General features: G+C 54.9%; 16 protein-coding genes and 1 riboswitch. Of the genes, 8 read left to right on the top strand and 8 right to left on the bottom strand.

The window, feature by feature from the left end:
• Positions 1–50 precede the first annotated feature (50 nt).
• Complete coding sequence (locus G3578_RS00705) at positions 51–1,223, top strand: coiled-coil domain-containing protein (RefSeq protein WP_241254390.1); 1,173 nt, start codon at positions 51–53, stop codon at positions 1,221–1,223.
• A gap of 168 nt (positions 1,224–1,391) precedes the next feature.
• Here G3578_RS00705 and G3578_RS00700 read toward each other — a convergent pair whose 3' ends face one another.
• The gene (locus tag G3578_RS00700; RefSeq protein ID WP_241254389.1) at positions 1,392–2,711 is read right to left on the bottom strand and encodes a CapA family protein; all 1,320 of its coding nucleotides are present in this window, start codon (positions 2,709–2,711) and stop codon (positions 1,392–1,394) included.
• Positions 2,712–2,908: 197 nt separating this feature from the next.
• On the bottom strand, positions 2,909–3,547 hold the full coding sequence (locus G3578_RS00695; RefSeq protein WP_165207655.1) for an MBL fold metallo-hydrolase: 639 nt from the start codon (positions 3,545–3,547) through the stop codon (positions 2,909–2,911).
• A 67-nt stretch (positions 3,548–3,614) separates the two neighbouring features.
• Here G3578_RS00695 and G3578_RS00690 point away from each other — a divergent pair, with 67 nt between their 5' ends.
• Both G3578_RS00690 and G3578_RS00685 read left to right on the top strand, forming a co-directional pair.
• On the top strand, positions 3,615–4,109 hold the full coding sequence (locus tag G3578_RS00690) for a hypothetical protein (protein WP_241254388.1): 495 nt from the start codon (positions 3,615–3,617) through the stop codon (positions 4,107–4,109).
• Between the two features lie 47 nt (positions 4,110–4,156).
• A complete protein-coding gene (locus G3578_RS00685) occupies positions 4,157–5,449 on the top strand; it encodes a leucine-rich repeat domain-containing protein (RefSeq protein ID WP_165207653.1) in 1,293 nt (430 codons plus the stop codon).
• A gap of 245 nt (positions 5,450–5,694) precedes the next feature.
• Here G3578_RS00685 and G3578_RS00680 read toward each other — a convergent pair whose 3' ends face one another.
• On the bottom strand, positions 5,695–6,138 hold the full coding sequence (locus G3578_RS00680; protein WP_165207651.1) for a hypothetical protein: 444 nt from the start codon (positions 6,136–6,138) through the stop codon (positions 5,695–5,697).
• A gap of 298 nt (positions 6,139–6,436) precedes the next feature.
• Positions 6,437–7,771, bottom strand: coding sequence for a PhoH family protein (locus G3578_RS00675; protein WP_165207649.1), 1,335 nt, complete (start codon positions 7,769–7,771; stop codon positions 6,437–6,439).
• Between the two features lie 234 nt (positions 7,772–8,005).
• On the opposite strand from G3578_RS00675, the gene G3578_RS00670 reads away from it, so the two are divergent.
• Positions 8,006–8,605: a YhcN/YlaJ family sporulation lipoprotein gene (locus G3578_RS00670; protein ID WP_165207647.1), complete on the top strand. Its 600-nt coding sequence runs from the start codon at positions 8,006–8,008 to the stop codon at positions 8,603–8,605.
• A gap of 154 nt (positions 8,606–8,759) precedes the next feature.
• Here the strand turns inward: G3578_RS00670 and G3578_RS00665 are convergent, their stop codons facing one another.
• Together G3578_RS00665 and G3578_RS00660 are read right to left on the bottom strand one after the other, a co-directional pair.
• Positions 8,760–9,923 (bottom strand): aminotransferase class I/II-fold pyridoxal phosphate-dependent enzyme, encoded by a 1,164-nt coding sequence (locus G3578_RS00665; RefSeq protein WP_165207645.1) that lies wholly within the window; start codon positions 9,921–9,923, stop codon positions 8,760–8,762.
• Complete coding sequence (locus G3578_RS00660) at positions 9,920–11,098, bottom strand: aminotransferase class I/II-fold pyridoxal phosphate-dependent enzyme (RefSeq protein ID WP_165207643.1); 1,179 nt, start codon at positions 11,096–11,098, stop codon at positions 9,920–9,922. Before G3578_RS00660 ends, G3578_RS00665 begins: the two co-directional genes overlap by 4 nt.
• Before the next feature lie 138 nt (positions 11,099–11,236).
• Positions 11,237–11,354, bottom strand: a riboswitch (SAM riboswitch).
• Positions 11,355–11,561: 207 nt separating this feature from the next.
• On the opposite strand from G3578_RS00660, the gene G3578_RS00655 reads away from it, so the two are divergent.
• A complete protein-coding gene (locus tag G3578_RS00655; RefSeq protein WP_165207642.1) occupies positions 11,562–12,605 on the top strand; it encodes an aldo/keto reductase in 1,044 nt (347 codons plus the stop codon).
• Between the two features lie 84 nt (positions 12,606–12,689).
• Here G3578_RS00655 and G3578_RS00650 read toward each other — a convergent pair whose 3' ends face one another.
• Positions 12,690–12,911, bottom strand: a complete 222-nt coding sequence (locus G3578_RS00650) for a YczF family membrane protein (protein ID WP_165207641.1) — start codon at positions 12,909–12,911, stop codon at positions 12,690–12,692.
• 124 nt (positions 12,912–13,035) lie between these two features.
• Between G3578_RS00650 and G3578_RS00645 the strand changes: the two genes are divergently transcribed.
• The 3 genes from G3578_RS00645 to G3578_RS00635 are packed head-to-tail and all read left to right on the top strand — an operon-like array spanning position 13,036 to position 16,996.
• Complete coding sequence (locus tag G3578_RS00645) at positions 13,036–14,667, top strand: spore germination protein (RefSeq protein ID WP_165207640.1); 1,632 nt, start codon at positions 13,036–13,038, stop codon at positions 14,665–14,667.
• A complete protein-coding gene (locus tag G3578_RS00640) occupies positions 14,664–15,872 on the top strand; it encodes a Ger(x)C family spore germination protein (protein WP_165207639.1) in 1,209 nt (402 codons plus the stop codon). The genes G3578_RS00645 and G3578_RS00640 overlap by 4 nt, the downstream gene beginning before the upstream one ends.
• A gap of 14 nt (positions 15,873–15,886) precedes the next feature.
• Positions 15,887–16,996, top strand: coding sequence for a GerAB/ArcD/ProY family transporter (locus G3578_RS00635; protein ID WP_165207638.1), 1,110 nt, complete (start codon positions 15,887–15,889; stop codon positions 16,994–16,996).
• Positions 16,997–17,147: 151 nt separating this feature from the next.
• Here the strand turns inward: G3578_RS00635 and G3578_RS00630 are convergent, their stop codons facing one another.
• Positions 17,148–17,609: a pyridoxamine 5'-phosphate oxidase family protein gene (locus G3578_RS00630; RefSeq protein ID WP_165207637.1), complete on the bottom strand. Its 462-nt coding sequence runs from the start codon at positions 17,607–17,609 to the stop codon at positions 17,148–17,150.
• Positions 17,610–17,673 lie beyond the last annotated feature (64 nt).

The following is a 17,673-nucleotide window of genomic DNA, read 5'->3' as shown; positions in this document are numbered from 1 at the left end:
ATCAGGGGTATAATAGAGATGATCCCAGGGACTGGAACATGGGGAGTCCATTGCCCCGCATTGTATCATGGACGGATGCGGCAGACAATATCGAAGGCGTGCAGCGGGGCATCCAGATCGATCGCTGTCAAAAAGGTGAAGCCATGCGAAACGTATTTGCCATCATGCTGTCTCTCCTGCTTCTTCTCCCGACCCTTCCCGCATACGCCGAGAAGGAACCGACGCTGGAACAGTTGATCCTGCAACAGCACCTGACCCAAAAAGAGCTGGAACGCTCGCTGACGATGATCCGGGAGGAAGAAAAGCAGCTCCAGACCGATATCGCCCGGCTCGATCAGGATCTGAACCGGCAGAAATTGATCATGGCGGCCATGAAGAGACATGCCGGAGAAGTAGCGCGCGCCTACTATACCGGCGAGCGGGTGACGCTCTGGTCGCTTCTCTTTGATGCAGAAAATTTCAATGATTTCCTGTTGTTGTACGATTTCCTCCAAATGCTGTATCAGCGGGATATGGAAAAGCTGGAAAAGTACCAGGCGGAGCGGGCCAAAGCGGAAGAGCTGCAGAAGACGAAACAACAACGCCTCTCCAGCTTGACGGCCCTGCGCGTCCGCTTCGAGAATCAGCTGAAGGAACTGCTCGCCGTTCAGGCGGAGAAGGAGAAAAATCTGCAGCAGGTGTCCGATCCTACCGCGATGAACGCGCTGATGGAGCATCTGGTCGTCGACTGGCAGGAACGGGGACTGCCGGCTTTCCGCACGTTTTTTGGCGTCCTGTCCAAAGTGATGTTTCAAATTCCGGAGCTGGCAACGCCCGACCGGATCTCTTCGGAGGATCTGTTCTCCCATACGCTGACGATCACACAGGATGATTTCAACCGTTTCCTGATGTCCAAGGACGAACTGTTCAAGCAGGCGAAGTTCTCCTTTGACAACAACCAGCTGATCGTCGAAGGCACGTACAACCAGATGAATCTGCGGGTTGTCGGCACCTATGAAGTGGTCTCCCCGAAGGAGCTGAAGTTCCACATCAACGAGCTGGCCTTCGACGGCTTCCAGCTTCCGCGAACCACCATTGACGAAATGGAAAAACAATTCGATCTCAGCTTCTACCCGGGGATGATCTCCTCCAATATTCATGTGGAAGGCATCACGCTGGCCGATCAGGCGCTGAAGCTTCGTTTGAAGGTGGATCTGCCGTTTGGGTTCGGCTACGGCCACTAAAAACCCACCCGGCTTAAGCTAACGCTCAACCCACTCGGCGCCAGCTACCGCTTTGCCGAGTGGGGTCCCACGCTGCGCCGGGCGGGGCCCCCAACCATTCTCCGTCACGTTATCACTTTAAATAACTTATACTTTCTTCCCTGACATGTGAAAACCGGCTGACGCAATTCAGCCGGTTTTCTTCTTGGACTGGAGGGAAGCGACATGCACGCTGATCTCCTTGTAAAGCCGCTGCATGTAGCGGTACGTGTCCCCATTGAGGAGCGGATCTTTTTGGTTGGCTTGCAGCGTTTGCGGCAGCGGATAGATGACGTAGTGGCGTTTTCCGGCTTTGCGGACATAATGCACATAAGTCGGGATGATTTCCGGGGATTCCACTACCGTCTGGCCGTCCTGCCGTTTGTGAAGGGTAAGCTTCAGGATGCCGCCCACATCCTTGTAGTCGCGACGCTGCGCCGAGATGAAGTTGCCCAGCGAATAGGCCACGAAGCCGGTGCGCTTGCTACCGTCAGGCAGCGTGACCGTCCGCCACTCATACGGCTGCAGCACGTGGGGATGGGCGCCAAGAATCAGATCCGCTCCGGCCTGGATGGTGACATCCGCGATTTTTTTCTGGGATTCGTTGGGCATCCGCTGATACTCGCTTCCGAAATGAAGCGCCACCGCGACCAGATCGGCGCCCAGCGCCCTTGCCTTCGCGATATCCTGCTTGATCAGGGCGGGTTGGATCAGGTTGACCAGGTACGGTTTGCCCTGCGGGATCGGGATGCCGTTCGTTCCGTAGGTATAGGCAAGCACTCCCAGCTTGATGCCGTTCTTTTCCAGGATGAGCGGACGCTCCCGCTCCCCGGCACTGCGAAACGTCCCGGTATGCGCCAGGCCCGCCTGATCCAGATGGGCGATGGTGCGCAGCACGCCCGTCTCCCGCCTGTCCAGCGAATGGTTGTTGGCCGTTGTCACCGCCGTAAAACCCGCCTGTTTCAAGGCGGCTGCCAGGGATTCCGGCGAGTTGAATTCCGGATACCCGGTAAAGCGAAGGTCGCTGCCGGCAAGCGTCGTCTCCAGATTGCCGATCGCCAGATCCGCCGACTTCAGCAGCGGAGCCACCTTGGCAAAAAAGGGAGCGAAATCATACGCCTTTTTCCTGACATCCCAGGCTGCCTCCAGCTGTTCCTGATGCACCATGATATCCCCCACCGCCATCAACGTCACCTTCCGATCGGCCAGGACGGGAGGAGAAGCCGCCTCCGCAGGTTGCGGGGATGGTGGCAGGGATGGCGTCGCGGGTGACATCGCCGCAGATGAAGCGGATGGCGTGGATGGCGTCGCCGAAGTCAGCGGGGATGGCGCTGCCGGTCCGGCGCCGTTGCTCTCCGTCTTGACCGGGGCCTGCGGCTGCTGGGTGGAGAGTACCGCCAGCGGAGAACATCCGATCAGCAGGCTGCCGACCATGCCGATCAGCAGCCATGCGCACAATGTGGGTTTCATCGACAAAACTCCTTGTTTTTCTTGGAAATCTCTTCCCTTCTTTCTACATATGCCGACCGGTTTCCTGCCGATCCCCCCGGCGATCGCGATCGCTCCCCGCTCCCATCGGCTAACGCCGTGCCGAGCAGGATTCCCCTGCGGATACGAGACCCCCACCTAATTGTAAGCCGCTCAACAAAAATCGGGGACGCCCCGCCTTAGCGAAGCATCCCCGTCACATACGGGTTGTAGGTTTTTTCCCGATCGATCGTGGTTTTCGGACCGTGGCCGGGATAGACAATGGTTTCGTCATCCAGCTCAAACAGTTTATCCTGGATGCTGGCCATCAATGTTTCATAATCTCCTCCCGGCAGATCCGTGCGGCCGATGGAGTTGGCGAACAGCACATCCCCGCCGAAACAATGCTGGCCGATGACGAAGGAACAGCTTCCCGGGGAATGGCCGGGGGTATGAAGCACCTTGATCGTCAAGCCGGCCAGGGCCAGCTCCTGACCGTCCGCCAGCTCATACTCGGCGGGATCGCAGACAACGGGCGCCGTGACGCCGAACAGGGCGGAGCCGTTCAGGCGCGGGTCCGTTAACCAGCTTTGTTCCAGCGGATGGATATAGACAGGAGCCTTGGTCAGTGCGCGCACGGCCGAGAGTCCGCCGATATGGTCCAAATGGGCATGGGTGAGCAGGATGGCCACCACCTGTTTGCCGGCGAGCGCTTCCAGCAGCGGAGCGGGCTCAAAGCCCGGATCGATGACGATCGATTCGCCCGTTTCTTCATTGGTCAGGAGGTAGGCATTGGTTTCAAACACTCCCAAGGGAAAGGTGCGGATTTGCAGGGACATCTTTATCTCCTCGCTTTTTTGGTATACGATTGCAATAGCCATGCATGAAAAAGACGGGGTGTGACAGATGATGAAACGGATGTATGGGGTGGAACTGCAGGTTCCTTCCGGCAAGCTGCCCGGGTTTTACGCCCAGATGGTGCACAAGATCGGCGATACCGTCAAGGTGTTTGACCGCGACCAACAGCTGATGATCGTGGAAAGCGAAGCGGAGCGTGACAAACTGATGGAAATCCTGGAAAAACACCGGATGGCGGGCGATCTTGTGGATCTCTGGCTGCTTCCGGCAGGCCAGGAAAGCGCCAACCCGGATTACGGCTTTGTCAGCCTTTCCGGAAACAGCTACCTGCTGGCCGATCTTGTTGCTTTTTTTCAGTTTAACGACTTGGAAGGTTCCCCGCAAGACCGTTGGGCGGCATTGGAACAAATGAACGAGCACGTGGTTGCCTCCCTGACGGATGAGGGCGGCCGTCCCCTGTATATCGTGGATCGCAGCATGACCGATCTGATCGACGGCATCGCACGGGCATACCGGGTGAGCGTTCAGTGGATGGACGCTTGATCGGTCCGCCATGCGAATCAATACGAACCAATTTGAGGGAGAATACGATGAAAAAGTGGCTGATATTGTTATTGGGAATGATCTTGCTGTGGCAGCCCCTGCCGGCTGAACAGGTCCATGCCAAATCCCGTTCGGCAGGCCCTGTCGCTGCGGTTTCGGAAACGGTCCGATTCGCAGACAAGAATCTGGAAAAAGCAATCCGGGAAACGCTCGGAAAACCGAAAGGCGTTCTGACCAAAGAGGATGTCCTCACCATTACCGCCTTGGATGGGAATCAGAAAAACATCACCAGCCTGAGGGGAATCTCCGCATTGGCCAATCTGGAACGGCTGGATCTCAACGGGAATCGCATCAGTGATCTCACGCCGCTTGCCTCCCTGGACAAGTTGGAATCTTTGGATCTGTCCGACAACAGCATTCGGGAGCTGAAACCGCTCGCTTCCCTGAAAAACATGCGGTGGCTTTCTCTTACCAATAATCAGATCGAGGATCTGTCCGCTCTCTCCCGCATGACAAGGCTGGAGTTTTTGCAGGCGTCCAACAACCGCGTTTCACAGCTCCGCCCGTTAGCGAATTTGGTAAACCTGCAGCAGCTGTATCTGGACGATAACCGGATCCGGAATATCGGCCCGTTGGCATCCCTGCGGAAAATGAGAACGCTTTCCCTGGACAACAACACCATTGATGACGTCAAGGCGCTCTCTTCCCTGCCCATGCTCAAAACCTTGTATCTGAGCAGGAACGAAATCCAGGATATCTCCCCGCTCGCGCACCTGGAGCGCGTGGAGAATCTGTGGCTCGACAACAATTTTGTTCACGACATTTCCGCCATGGCGCAGGCAAAGTCTATTCGCCAATTGGCTCTGCAGAACAATCAGATCGAAGACATTTCCCCGTTGGCCTCACTGAAACAGCTGAGACGATTGGATCTCATGGGAAATTTGGTCAAGGAAACAGACGCCCTGCGCAGCCTGACCAACCTGGAATACCTAAACCTGGAGCGCAATCGTGTCAATGATGTCGGTGGTCTCAGCCAATTGAACCGGCTTCAGGACCTGTTCCTGTCTGACAATGACATCTCGGATCTCACCCCATTGGGAAATCTCCACAAGCTGAGGACATTGTTTCTGGGGGAAAACAACATTAGCGACATCCGCCCGTTATCCCGACTGGACTCGCTGGAAACGCTGGGGCTTGAAAATAATGAGATTGAGGAGATCGATGCCTTGGCCGACCTGGATGATTTGAAATACCTTACCATCTATAACAACCCGCTGTCGACGGAAGCGATACAGCTGATCGTGAACCTGCGCGACAACGGCGTCGACGTCAGCTTCTGATTTAAGAACACCCCGCCGACTTAAGCGAACGCTCCACCCACTCGGCGATAGCTATCGCTGCGCCAAGTGGGGTCCCTTGCTGTGGTCGGCGGGGGCCCCCAACCATAACCCCGCCGACTTGAGCTAACGCTGGGGTCGGCGGGGGCCCCAACCGTTCTTCCTTCGTATACCAAGTCAAGAAGCGTACCGCCTAGGAGCAGTACGCTTCGTTCCTTTTTACCCTACCCGGCGGTATTCCGGCTGGACTACCTCCGTCCGCTCACTTTCTGTTTCGGTTTGGGCGGAGATTGATTGAGCTGCATGCGCTGGCGCAGCCCTTCCAGGATTTTCAGCACGGAATGAAAAAACGGCGAGCCGAATACCGCTACGATCCCCCACATCCAGATGCCTGCATTCCATGGATCTTCTACATACGCATGCGGTTCGCCGATCAGGAGCAAGGCCGGGTCCAGCCCCAGCACGCCAAAGATGACGCCTGCCGAGACAACGGAGATCAGCAGATTGAGAAATTTCTTATAGTTGGTTAACGTCCCCGCCAGATTGTGATCTTCCAGGCAGTCCTCCTGGGGTTCATAATCGGTGGCGAGAAAAGGTATGATCGATTTGCATGCTTCCGTAACCCCCGCAGCCGCACTGGAGACCGCCGTGACATAAATCAGAAATGAAATGGATGTGTCCAAGTCAACCATATGCATCCCCCCTCCGTACATGCTTATGGGAAACGGGGAGAAAAAATGAGAAGGCCCCTTCCAATTGGAAGAGGCCTTTCATCGAGCGCCGAGTGTGTTGGGGTGCTACCGGTTATTCTCTTTGGCACATCTCCTCCAATATAGAGTAAGACACGAAAGAGAACGGTTTCCCAATACCGACGTTAGGTCGTTGCGTGATCATCTGCGTCCACGCTGTTCGCCTCCTGAAAGGCTATCGCTGTTGACTGCTGATCACCGGGCTCGATGATGTTAGTATGTCCGGGATCGCTCCCTTTATTCACAAAAGATCCGCAGCCATTTGCGCCAGAATGCTCCGTTCCCCTTTCTCCAGGCGGATATGTCCGGCCAGCTTCTGGTTTTTAAACATCTCCACCACATAGGTCAGCCCATTGTTGCTTTCATCCAGATACGGATGGTCGATCTGCTCGGGGTCACCCATCAGCACGATTTTGGATCCTTCGCCCACGCGCGTCAGGATCGTTTTCACCTCATGTTTGGTCAGATTTTGCGCTTCATCGATGATGATGAACTGGCCGGGAATGGAACGGCCGCGAATATACGTCAACGCCTCCACCTGAATGCTGCCCAGGCCGGCCAGAATCTTGTCCAAATCTCCCGGCCGCTTGGTATTGAACAAATATTCCAGATTATCGAAGATGGGCTGCATCCACGGCCGCAGCTTCTCTTCCTTCTCCCCGGGCAGAAAGCCGATATCCTTGCCGAGCGGAACGATGGGCCGGGCAACCAGCAGCTTTTTATACCGCTGCAAATCCTCGATCTGCAGCAGACCCGACGCCAGCGCGAGCAGGGTCTTGCCGGTTCCTGCCTTGCCCGTCATGGTGACCAGCGGGATATCGTCGCGCAGCAGCAGTTCGGTGGCCATCCGCTGCTGAACGTTCCTCGCCTTGATTCCCCAGATGGGATCTTCGTCGACGGTCAGCATCTCCAGCAGGCGTCCTTCCGTATCCACCTTGCCGATGGCGGAGACAGACGGATTGATTTCATCTTTCAAGATCAGGAATTCGTGGGGGAAAAACTGGCACTGCGGAAACCATTGGGAAAGCGAAAGCTTGCGATGGGCATAATACTGCTTGATGATCTCGGACGGGACCCGCAGCTGCTGATATCCCGTATAGATGCTCGCGTATTCGCGCACGACGCGGTCGGAGAGGAAGTCTTCTGCGTTCAAGCCAAGCGCATCCGCCTTGACGCGCATGAGCGCATCCTTGCTGACGAGGATGACCGGCCTGGGCTGCGCCGCCAGATTTTCTTCCTCCTGCAGATTTAACGCCACCGCCAGGATTCGGTTGTCGTTGGTGATGTCATGGAAATGCTTCTGCAGTTTGTTCAGGGTGGAATGATTCAGTTCGACGCGCAGGAGTCCGCCCGTTTCCAGCACGATTCCTTGATGCAGGCGCCCGTTTTCACGGAAGCTGTCCAGCAGGCGAGACACGTAACGGGCATTGCGGCCGATTTCATCCATGTACCGCTTTTTGGAATCGATTTCTTCCAGCACCACGGCAGGGACGACGATTTCATTGTCCTGGAAGGAGAAAATCGCCAGTGGATCTTGCAGGAGTACATTGGTGTCCAGCACGTAGATTTTTTTCAAAATCTCGCCTCCTATTTCCCGTCTGATATAAGGTATGCAGATGCAACCGGTCTGCTCTGTTTGGCGCAGGGCGAATTATTACAATGTATGACGCTTGTAACTTGGATAGACGGGAGGCATGAGTATGAAAAGAAGCGGTGCGGAAAACACTACAGGTACTAACCATATTCCCGTTTTTCGTGGCCATGAAACTTGGGTTGATCGATCGCTATTCCGTTGGAAAGGGGTATTACCGTGAAACAGACCATCGCTCTGCTGTCGCTCTGCCTGCTGCTGTCTGCGTGCAACACCGCCAACAATCCGCCGGCCAACCAGTCGGCACCCCAACCCGGCAAACAAGCGCCTGCGACGCAGCGGGTACAGCAAACCGCACCACAGCCCACCTATAACCAATCGCCGCAAGCCACGGCGGAACGGCTCGTGCAGCTGGCAACCCGCGTCAAAAACGTGAATGACGCCACCGCCGTCGTCATCGGCAAAAGGGCGGTTGTCGGCATTGATGTCAACGCGCATCTCGACCGTCCGGAGGTTGGGGTGATCAAATATTCGGTGGCCGAAGCGCTGAAGGAAGACCCGCAGGGGGCAACCGCCCTGGTCACTGCGGATCCCGATCTTGTCCAACGCCTGCGCGAAATGGCCGCCGACATCCGGCGCGGGCGCCCGGTCATCGGCTTCGCGCAGGAACTGGCGGACATCGTCGGACGCATCATCCCGCAGGCTCCGCGCAATGTGGAGAAGCGCGAACAGCCGCCAACCCGGCAAAATGAACAGCGCATCAACAAATCGGGGCAATCGAAGCCGGAAGGAAACCGCAAAATTCCGGTGAACAGGTAGCCGGATGTCACCCCAACTCCTTCTCGGTTGCGGTGGCACATGAAAAAACCAACTCCCAAAACCGGGAGTTGGCGTTCATTTTGCCTGCCGCAGATGACAGCAGCGGGATCGGTCCCAAGGGTCGATCCCGTTTTCGCGTTCGTATCAAAACCATCTACCGCTGTGCCAGACAAACAGCGGCTGCAGAAACAAGCGCCTGGTTCAAATCGGCAATCAGGTCATCCACATCCTCCAGCCCGACGGACAGCCGGATCAACCCGTCCGTGATGCCGCGTCTGGCCCGTTCATCCGCAGGCATGGAGGCGTGGGACATCGCCGCCGGATAAGAGAGGATGCTTTCCACCGCCCCCAGACTGACCGCCACGATCGGCAGTTTAACCGCGTCGAACAGCGCTTTGGCCATCTCCCGGCTGCCCACGTCAAACGACAGGACGGCGCCGTGTCCGCTCGCCTGCCGGTTCTGGACCTCATGCCCTTCATGAGACGGAAGACCGGTATAATACACCTTCTGCACCAGCGGATGGCTCTCCAGCCACGCAGCCAGTTTCCCCGCGCTCCGGGTGCTGACATCCAGCCGGCTCTTCAGCGTTTTCAGCCCGCGCATCACCAGCCAGCAGTCCTGGACGCCCAACACCGCCCCCATGCCATTCTGAATGAAATACAGCTGCTCGCCGATCGCCTCATCCCGCGCAACCACCAATCCGGCCACCACATCGCTGTGTCCTCCGATAAACTTCGTCGCACTGTGGACGACGATGTCCGCCCCCAGCTCGATGGGGCGCTGGTAGTACGGCGTGAGAAACGTATTATCCACGATCGTGAGCAGCCCGTGGGCCTGAGCCAGCCGACAGCAGGCCGCGATGTCGGTCACTTTCAAGGTGGGATTGGACGGCGTTTCCAGATAGATCGCTTTGGTCCGGGGCTGGATGGCCGCTGCCACCTGCTCCAGACGCGTGGTGTCGACAAAGGTGACGTCGATCCCCAGGCGGGACAAGATGCGGGTCAAAAAGCGGAACGTCCCGCCGTACACATCTTCCGCCACGATCAGGTGGTCACCGGTTGAAAACAGCATAAACACGCTGGAGATGGCAGCCATTCCGGAGGCAAACGCAAAGCCGCGCGCCCCGCCTTCCAGCACCGCGATGGCTTCCTCCAGCGCCTGCCTCGTCGGGTTGCCGGAGCGGGCGTAATCGAAGAGGCCCGGCTTATCCAGATCGAATTGATGAAACGTCGAAGCCTGGTAGATCGGAATGGAAGAGGCGCCGGTGGCTGCATCGATGCCGCTTCTGCCGTGCAGCAGCTTGGTCGCAAACTTCATCGCGTACACCCTCCCGCTTCCAGAGATGCTTCCAACGATGCATCCAGCGCCTGCCGCAAATCCGCAATCAGATCGTCCCCGTGTTCAACGCCTACCGACAGCCGGATCAGCCGGTCGCAAACGCCAACCTTTTCCCGAATCTCCGCCGGAATGTCCGCATGCGTCTGGGTAGCCGGGTAGGTACAAAGCGATTCGACCCCGCCCAAACTTTCGGCAAACGAGATGATCCGCAGATGGCGCAAAAACGGCGCGACCTGCTTGGCATCCCGCACCCGGAACGATACCATCCCGCTGAAGCCGCTGGCCTGACGCTTCTGCACCTCGTGATCCGGATGATCGGCAAGACCGGGATAGAAAACATCCGTCACCGCCGGATGCTCACGCAGGAAACGGGCGACGCGGAAGGCGTTTTCCTGGTGCCGCTCCATGCGCAGAGCCAGCGTCTTCATCCCGCGGATCAAGAGCCAGCTGTCCTGCGGTCCCAGCACCGCCCCGATGGAATTGTGGAGATATTTAACCTTTTCAGACAGTTCCCTGCCTTTTGTTACAATCAAGCCGGCCAGCACATCGTTGTGTCCGCCCAGGTACTTGGTGGCGCTGTGAAACACCAGATCCGCCCCCAGATCAAGCGGCCGCTGGAAATATGGACTCATAAAGGTATTGTCGACAATCGTCAGCAGGTTGTACTTCTTCGCGATGGCCACCATCGCCCGGATATCCGTCACCTGCATCAGCGGATTGGTGGGCGTCTCCACCAGAATCGCTTTCGTTTCTGGACGCACCGCCGCCTCCGCCTGGGCAGGGTCGCGCAGGTCCACATAGCTGAAGGAAAGTCCGTACCGCGTCAATACCTGCTCGAACAACCGGTAGGTTCCGCCGTACAGATCGAGCGAGACGATGAAATGATCCCCCTGCGAGAAGAGGGCCATGATCGTCTGGATCGCGGCCATTCCGGACGCACAGGCAAACCCGGCGTCCCCGTTCTCCACTTCGGCAATGGCGGCTTCCAGCACCGATCGGGTCGGATTGGCCGTGCGGGTATAATCAAAGCCGGTGCTTTCCCCAAGCGTCGGATGACGGTATGCCGTAGCCTGATAGATCGGGAAGCTGACCGCCCCCGTGTTTCGATCTTCCGCTCCTACGCCGATTTGTACCAATCTGGTCTCAATGTGCATCTGTTTCTCTCCCCTTCCGCTCACCCGCCCGGCCGCTTGCATGGTCGCCGGGCGGGGCCCTGATTTCATCGCCGAGGGCAAATAAAAAAGCCCTCTTTTCATAAAGAAGGCTTTGTCTACGTTTCCGTAAGCAAATCCTTCTCATCTTTCAGAGTGTTTCACTCTGCAGGAATTAGCACCGTATCTCCCTGAACATGCTCAGGTGATTGGTTGCCGGGCATCATTGGGCCAGTCCCTCCGCCTCTCTGGATAAGAAGTTTGCGATTTATTCTTTTGGTTGAAATTAATGGTATAGCATCGGGCACGCCCTTGTCAATCCATTTTTTCGGCTCCCTCTAGGGGCGTGTTCGGATTTCTTTCACAAACCTGTCATGGTCTTGTCAAGGGATTACGTTTCATCCTGCCGAACGAGCGTGGTAAGATAAGGATGGTTGATGACTTCGATCACAAGGAGAGATGGAAGATGAAATACCGTTCGCTTCCTGGTACGAATCTGACGGTATCGGAAGTAGGCTTTGGCGTCTGGTCCGTCGCCACCAAATGGTGGGGCGTTACTGACGTTGAGCTGGGCAAGCGCCTGCTCCGCTCCGCCTATGAAGATTACGGCATTACCTTATTTGATACAGCCGATGTATACGGCAACGGCTTGGGCGAAACCATTCTGAAGGACGCCCTCGGCGATATCCGTGACAAAGTGGTGATTGCCACCAAGTTTGGCTATGACATTTACAACCTGCCGGGCGAGCGCAAAGGCCACTCCGAGCTGCCGCAAAACTGGTCCAGAGAGCATATCCGCCATGCCTGCGAGCAGAGCCTGAAGCGACTCGGCACCGATTATATCGATTTCTACCAGCTGCACAACCCGCGCATCGAAGCGGTCATGAGCGAAGAGATCCACGACACCCTGGAAGAGCTGAAAAAAGAAGGCAAAATCCGTGAATACGGCGCCGCCATGGGGCCCGACATCGGGTGGAGGGATGAATCGATCGCCGCGCTGAAACGTCCGGGCTATGCCGCCATCCAGATCATCAACAACATTCTGGAGCAGGATCCGGCCCGCGACCTCTTCCCGGTTGCCGATGAAGAGAAGCGCGCCCTGATCGTGCGTGTTCCCCATGCATCCGGCCTGCTGGACGGCACCTATGATCCGCAGAAGCATTTCGATAAGAGCGACCACCGGAGCCACCGTCCGATCGAATGGATGAATGCCGGCGTGGAAGTCGTGAAGGAAATGGAGGCCCAAGGGCTGTTCGACGGCAAGGAGAGAACCATCGGCCAGCTCGCCATCCAGTTCTCGCTCTATCGGCCGTCCGTGGTGAGCGTGCTGCCGAACATCACGACTGAAGCCAACCTGAAGGAGTTCGCCCTCGCTTCCGAAGTACCGCCGCTTACCGATGCGGAGGCCAAAATCATTGAAGATCTCTGGGTGGGCGGTTACAACAAACGCCTGGAGCAGCACATGTCCAATTCGCAAAACAAACCGACACCGGTATTGCACGTGCAATAACCGCAATCATTACAGCTGCAGCACGAGAAAAGAAACCTGAGTCCGTAATGATCGGACTCAGGTTGTTTCATTTTCCTCGCTTTTTCACCACCGCTTTTGACGCAGGAAAACTGCGACTGCGCGATCAAGACCCCATAATATCAAGAAAAACAATATGATAAACCATTCAGGAATTTCCATGACTCGAAACGGATTCAAAACGTTGTCCATCGATTGGTAGAACGTAAAACCCATTAATAGATTCATGCCGATGGCGATGCTTGCCAACAGTGCGCCATACACGATGGAAATGAACAAGATCTTCATCCGTTGATCACCTTCAACCATTTTCCTTAGTTTTTGTTGGCGGTCGGCAAATCATTCGATCCGTATATTACCGTACCCCATGGCTCATAATGACAGTAAATCATTCGGAGCGAGGAGAAAAACCATGCTGTTTCAATGGGCATTGCGAAAAAAGCATCGACAGAAACCGGAAAAACGGGAAACGGTCGTCCCAGGCCGCGACCAAAGCGGCAAAGCCCAGGATATTTCGCAAGAACCCCTTCACCCGCAGCTGGAAGCAAATATTGATATGATCCGCCGCACTACAGGCAACAGCACAGACATCGTCATCCGACGTGTTATGGTTGGACAAGAAGGGCAGCATCGCGCTGCAGTCATTTTTGTCGATGGGCTTGTCGATGAAATGCATGTATCCCGCTTTTTGCTGGAACCGTTGCTTGAGGCATCTTTTCCTCCTTCCTTTTCTGCGAAAGAGACGTTCTTCTATATAGAAAAAAACCTGGCTGCTGTCGGCAGCATGAAACAGGTGTCCCAATGGTTTGAGATATTTTTAGAGCTGATGTCAGGTTCAACGATCATTTTGCTGGAAGACGTTCCACTTGCTTTAAGCGCCAGCACAAAAGGCGGGGATTACCGCTCGGTCGAAGAACCGCAATCACAATTAGCGATCCGCGGTCCACGCGATGGATTTACGGAATCGCTGCGCACAAACACGGCCCTGATTCGCCGCCGGATTAAAAATCCGAACCTTTGGCTGGAAACGATGAGAATAGGCGAAGTGACGCAAACGGACGTTGCAATCATGTACATAAAAGGCATTGTGAATGACAAAATCGTCAAGGAAGTAAAAACACGCCTCGGTCGTATCAAGATTGACAGCGTACTGGAATCCGGCTATGTCGAACAATTAATTGAAGATCAAACGTTTACCACTTTTCCAACGATCTACCACACCGAACGGCCAGACATCGTGGCGGCGAATCTGCTGGAAGGGAGGGTGGCGATCTTTATCGAAGGAACTCCGTTTGTCCTTGTTGCTCCTGCCCTCTTTATTCAATTTTTTCAGGCTGTTGAAGATTATTATGCACGCTTTGATATCGCGACCGCACTCCGGTTTTTGCGTGTGCTTGTTTTCTTTATATCCCTTGTGGCCCCTGCCATCTACATTGCAGGAACGACATTTCATCAAGAAATGATTCCTACTCTGCTTGTCATTTCAATCGCGGCGCAGCGTGAGGCTGTACCGTTTCCCGCGTTTGTCGAAGCGCTCGTCATGGAAGTCACGTTTGAAATTTTGCGCGAAGCGGGGGTTCGTCTGCCGCGTCCGATCGGCCAAGCGGTGTCGATCGTCGGCGCGCTCGTCATCGGGCAGGCAGCTGTCGAAGCGGGATTTGTCTCATCGGCGATGGTCATTGTCGTTTCCATCACCGCGATTGCCAGCTTTGCGACGCCATCGTTTGCCATCGCCATCTCCGCCCGTCTGATTCGCTTTGCGTTGATGTTTCTGGCGGCGATGTTTGGGTTTTACGGCATTATCATGGGGATTTTGGCGATGGCGATTCATCTGTGCAGTTTGCGTACGTTCGGTGTTCCGTATATGTCGCCGCTCGCACCGTTCATCCCCTCAAACATTGGCGATACGCTCTTCCGGGTACCGACATGGGCGTTTAAAGAACGGCCGCGCTTAATCAATCAGAAAAACATTAGCCGCCAAGGGGAAAACCTTCGGCCGCAGCCGCCTGACCCGGCCCGTCAGGATGAGGGGGACCCGTCATGAAGGGAAAAATTTGCATCGTGGTATTGCTGTTATTATGTCTCACGATGCTATCGGGATGTTGGAGCAAAAAAGAGCTGACCGATCTGGCATTTGTCATCGCGGTCGGGATTGATAAAACGAAAGAGGGGCAATATGTGACGACCTATCAAGTCGTCAATCCAGGCAACGTCGCCGGCGCCAAGCAGATTGGCGGCGGTGCCAGCGGTGTGCCGATTTCGATTTTCATATCGACCGGCGACAATCTCTTCGAAGCGAGCCGGAAAGCATCAAAAAAAATGTCCCGCCTTCTTTATTTCGCGCACACCAACTTGGTCGTCATCGGCGAAGGGATGGCGAGAGAAGGAATTGGCGGTCTGCTTGATGTGCTTGAGCGAAGCAACCAGTTCCGCACGACGGCGAAAGTCATTATCGCCCACCATCATTCGGCCGAAGAGGTTCTAAAAGTGCTGACCCCGATCGATAAGATTTCGGCCAACCAAATCATCAAAACGCTGGAGTTTTCCGAAAGAACGTGGGGACAGACAATCAATACCGATGTTTGGAAAATGATTCATGACATTGCTTCATCGGGAAAACATCCGGTAGCAAGCGGTGTCGATCTCATCGGCAGTGTCGAAAAAGGGCAGCGGCTGACTAACGTGCAGGTTTCCGAGCCGGATGCGCGGTTAAATTTGGATGATTTGGCGTTATTTAAAGACGACAAACTCGTCAGCTGGGTTTCCGGCGAAGCAGCGCGCGGGGTGCTTTGGGTACTCGATAAAATCAAACAAACGGGTGTAACGATCGAGTGGAATGGCAAAAAAGAAGCGGTTGGATACAAGGTCATTCGGACAAAAACGGAAGTTGTGCCGCATTTAAAACATGGAAAGCCCTCGATTTCCATCGACATTCGGGCCGAAGGAGATATTGCCGAAGCGCCCGTTCCGATCGATTTAGCTGATGTGAAGCAAGTATTCGCGTTGGAAAAAATGATTCAACATAATATAAAAAAAGAAGTTCTCGAAGCCGTGAAAAAGGCGCAGCAAGAAAAAATCGACGTGTTTGGCTTTGGCGATGCGGTTTATCGCTCGTACCCAGAAGAATGGAAAAAAATGGAGAATAAGTGGCATGAGCACTTCTTTCCACAATTACCTGTAACGGTAACGGTGGATGCTTTTATTCGCCGGACTGGGCTGCGGAACAAACCATATCAATTTGGGCGATAGCGTGGTGAAAAGCAATGGAACCATACAAACTCGATCAGCGGCAGCTGTTTGTCCTCATCTTCCTGTTTGAACTTGGAAGCGCGATCGTGATTCCGCTCGGCGTGGGCGCCAAGCAAGATGTCTGGCTGGCGATTCTGCTCAGCTTAATGCTTGGAATCCTCCTCTCTCTTGTCTATCTCCGTCTTTATGGTTACTATCCGGATAAGCCGTTAACGGCATATGCCCAGGACATCGCCGGACCATGGATTGGCAAAATGGTGGCAATCCTCTACATCTCCTATTTTCTTTATATTGCTTCCCGGGTGCTGCGCGACTTCGGCGAGTTGCTGCTGACGTTCGCCTATCCGGAAACACCGCTTTTTATTTTAAATGCGATCATGATTTTAACCGTCATGTACGGGGTAAATAAAGGCATTGAAGTATTGGCTCGCACCGGCGAGCTGTTTATCTCCCTGCTTTATTTTGTCATGCTGTTGGGATTTGTTTTATTGATTGGGTCGGGTTTGGTCGATTTTCGCCAGCTTCAGCCCATCCTGGAAGACGGATGGAAACGCGTGGTTAAAGTCGTATTGACGGAAACGCTTTACATTCCCTTCGGCGAGATGATCGTCTTTACCATGCTGTTTCCATATATGAACAATCCGGCAAAAGTGAAACGGGTGGTAATTAGCGGCATGGTGTTCAGCGGGCTTAACCTGGCGATCACGATGACGCTGAATTTCGCCGTGCTTGGTGCCGATGCGGTAGCCCGCTCGTCTTTTCCGCTGCTCGATACCATTCGGCGCATTCAAATCGCCCATTTTTTGGAACGGCTGGATGTCTTATTTATGATCGCGCTTATTATCGGCGGCTTTTTCAAAGTGTCGGTTTTCTTTTATGCATCCGTCGTCGGCACGGCCCAATTGTTCTCCGTCGAGCGCCATCAGCGCCTCATCTACCCGCTCGGGCTAATCGTACTGATTTTGTCGATCGCGATTGCCAGCAGCTATCCCGAGCATATTGCGGAAGGAACCAAAATTGTTCCCCTCTATATGCACATCCCACTGCAAATCATTGTTCCGCTTTGCCTGTTATTGATTTGTGAAATTCGTCATCGATATGTTAACCACCAGTTGGGTCGTTGACCATCCTCCGCCAATGTTAGCCGTAAGAAAATCCCCTTCGCGAAGCGTGTAACACCCGACGTGAGAGGGGTGGTTTTTTACACATTCTACGCGAAGGGGATAATATCACCGTTATTTGTTCCAGTATGGCCCAGGGGCCTCCCATCGACCTTTAGCCGGCGATGCTGCGCAGCGCCGTCATCACTTGATTGTCCAGCTTGTCGGCCGCTTTTTTGTCATAAGTCTTCTCGTATTGCGGTTCGACCGAGATCCGGGAGCCGTAGAACATGACATCGCGGACGGTTTCGATCGTGATCTCCACCATCGCAAGCTTCAACGGCACTCCTTCCATCTTTTCGACCGCCACCCTGGCCCTGCCGTTGATCGCGAAGGAGGAGCCCGCCCCGATCAAATGGAGCACCACCTGCGGATTGTGGTTGATGTTGGTGATGATGCGCGACCGGTTATCGACGGCGAAGCGCACCTGATGGTGGTTCGGCGCGTACACCCAGGAAATCGAGCTGAGGCTGGGAGCGCCGGACTCATGGTCAATGGTTCCCAATGTGAGAAAACGCTCCTTCTGCAGCAGCGCAAATAATTCCTCCGACAAGGATTGTGCGACTGTTTCAGCCACTCCGATTCCTCCCTTGAGCATGATTGTACGTCTATTGTACCCGCGGGGAACCCGTTTAGGCAAA

The sequence above is a fragment of the Brevibacillus sp. SYP-B805 genome, assembly GCF_011059135.1.
Classification (GTDB): domain Bacteria; phylum Bacillota; class Bacilli; order Brevibacillales; family Brevibacillaceae; genus Brevibacillus_F.
This window is presented reverse-complemented; position numbering and strand designations above follow the sequence as displayed.

Coding starts and splice junctions, on each gene's coding strand:
- G3578_RS00700 (WP_241254389.1), bottom strand. CDS start 2,711: ATGAAACCCACATTGTGCGCATGGCTGCTGATCGGCATGGTCGGCAGC.
- G3578_RS00695 (WP_165207655.1), bottom strand. CDS start 3,547: ATGTCCCTGCAAATCCGCACCTTTCCCTTGGGAGTGTTTGAAACCAAT.
- G3578_RS00690 (WP_241254388.1), top strand. CDS start 3,615: ATGATGAAACGGATGTATGGGGTGGAACTGCAGGTTCCTTCCGGCAAG.
- G3578_RS00685 (WP_165207653.1), top strand. CDS start 4,157: ATGAAAAAGTGGCTGATATTGTTATTGGGAATGATCTTGCTGTGGCAG.
- G3578_RS00680 (WP_165207651.1), bottom strand. CDS start 6,138: ATGGTTGACTTGGACACATCCATTTCATTTCTGATTTATGTCACGGCG.
- G3578_RS00665 (WP_165207645.1), bottom strand. CDS start 9,923: ATGAAGTTTGCGACCAAGCTGCTGCACGGCAGAAGCGGCATCGATGCA.
- G3578_RS00660 (WP_165207643.1), bottom strand. CDS start 11,098: ATGCACATTGAGACCAGATTGGTACAAATCGGCGTAGGAGCGGAAGAT.
- G3578_RS00655 (WP_165207642.1), top strand. CDS start 11,562: ATGAAATACCGTTCGCTTCCTGGTACGAATCTGACGGTATCGGAAGTA.
- G3578_RS00650 (WP_165207641.1), bottom strand. CDS start 12,911: ATGAAGATCTTGTTCATTTCCATCGTGTATGGCGCACTGTTGGCAAGC.
- G3578_RS00645 (WP_165207640.1), top strand. CDS start 13,036: ATGCTGTTTCAATGGGCATTGCGAAAAAAGCATCGACAGAAACCGGAA.
- G3578_RS00640 (WP_165207639.1), top strand. CDS start 14,664: ATGAAGGGAAAAATTTGCATCGTGGTATTGCTGTTATTATGTCTCACG.
- G3578_RS00635 (WP_165207638.1), top strand. CDS start 15,887: ATGGAACCATACAAACTCGATCAGCGGCAGCTGTTTGTCCTCATCTTC.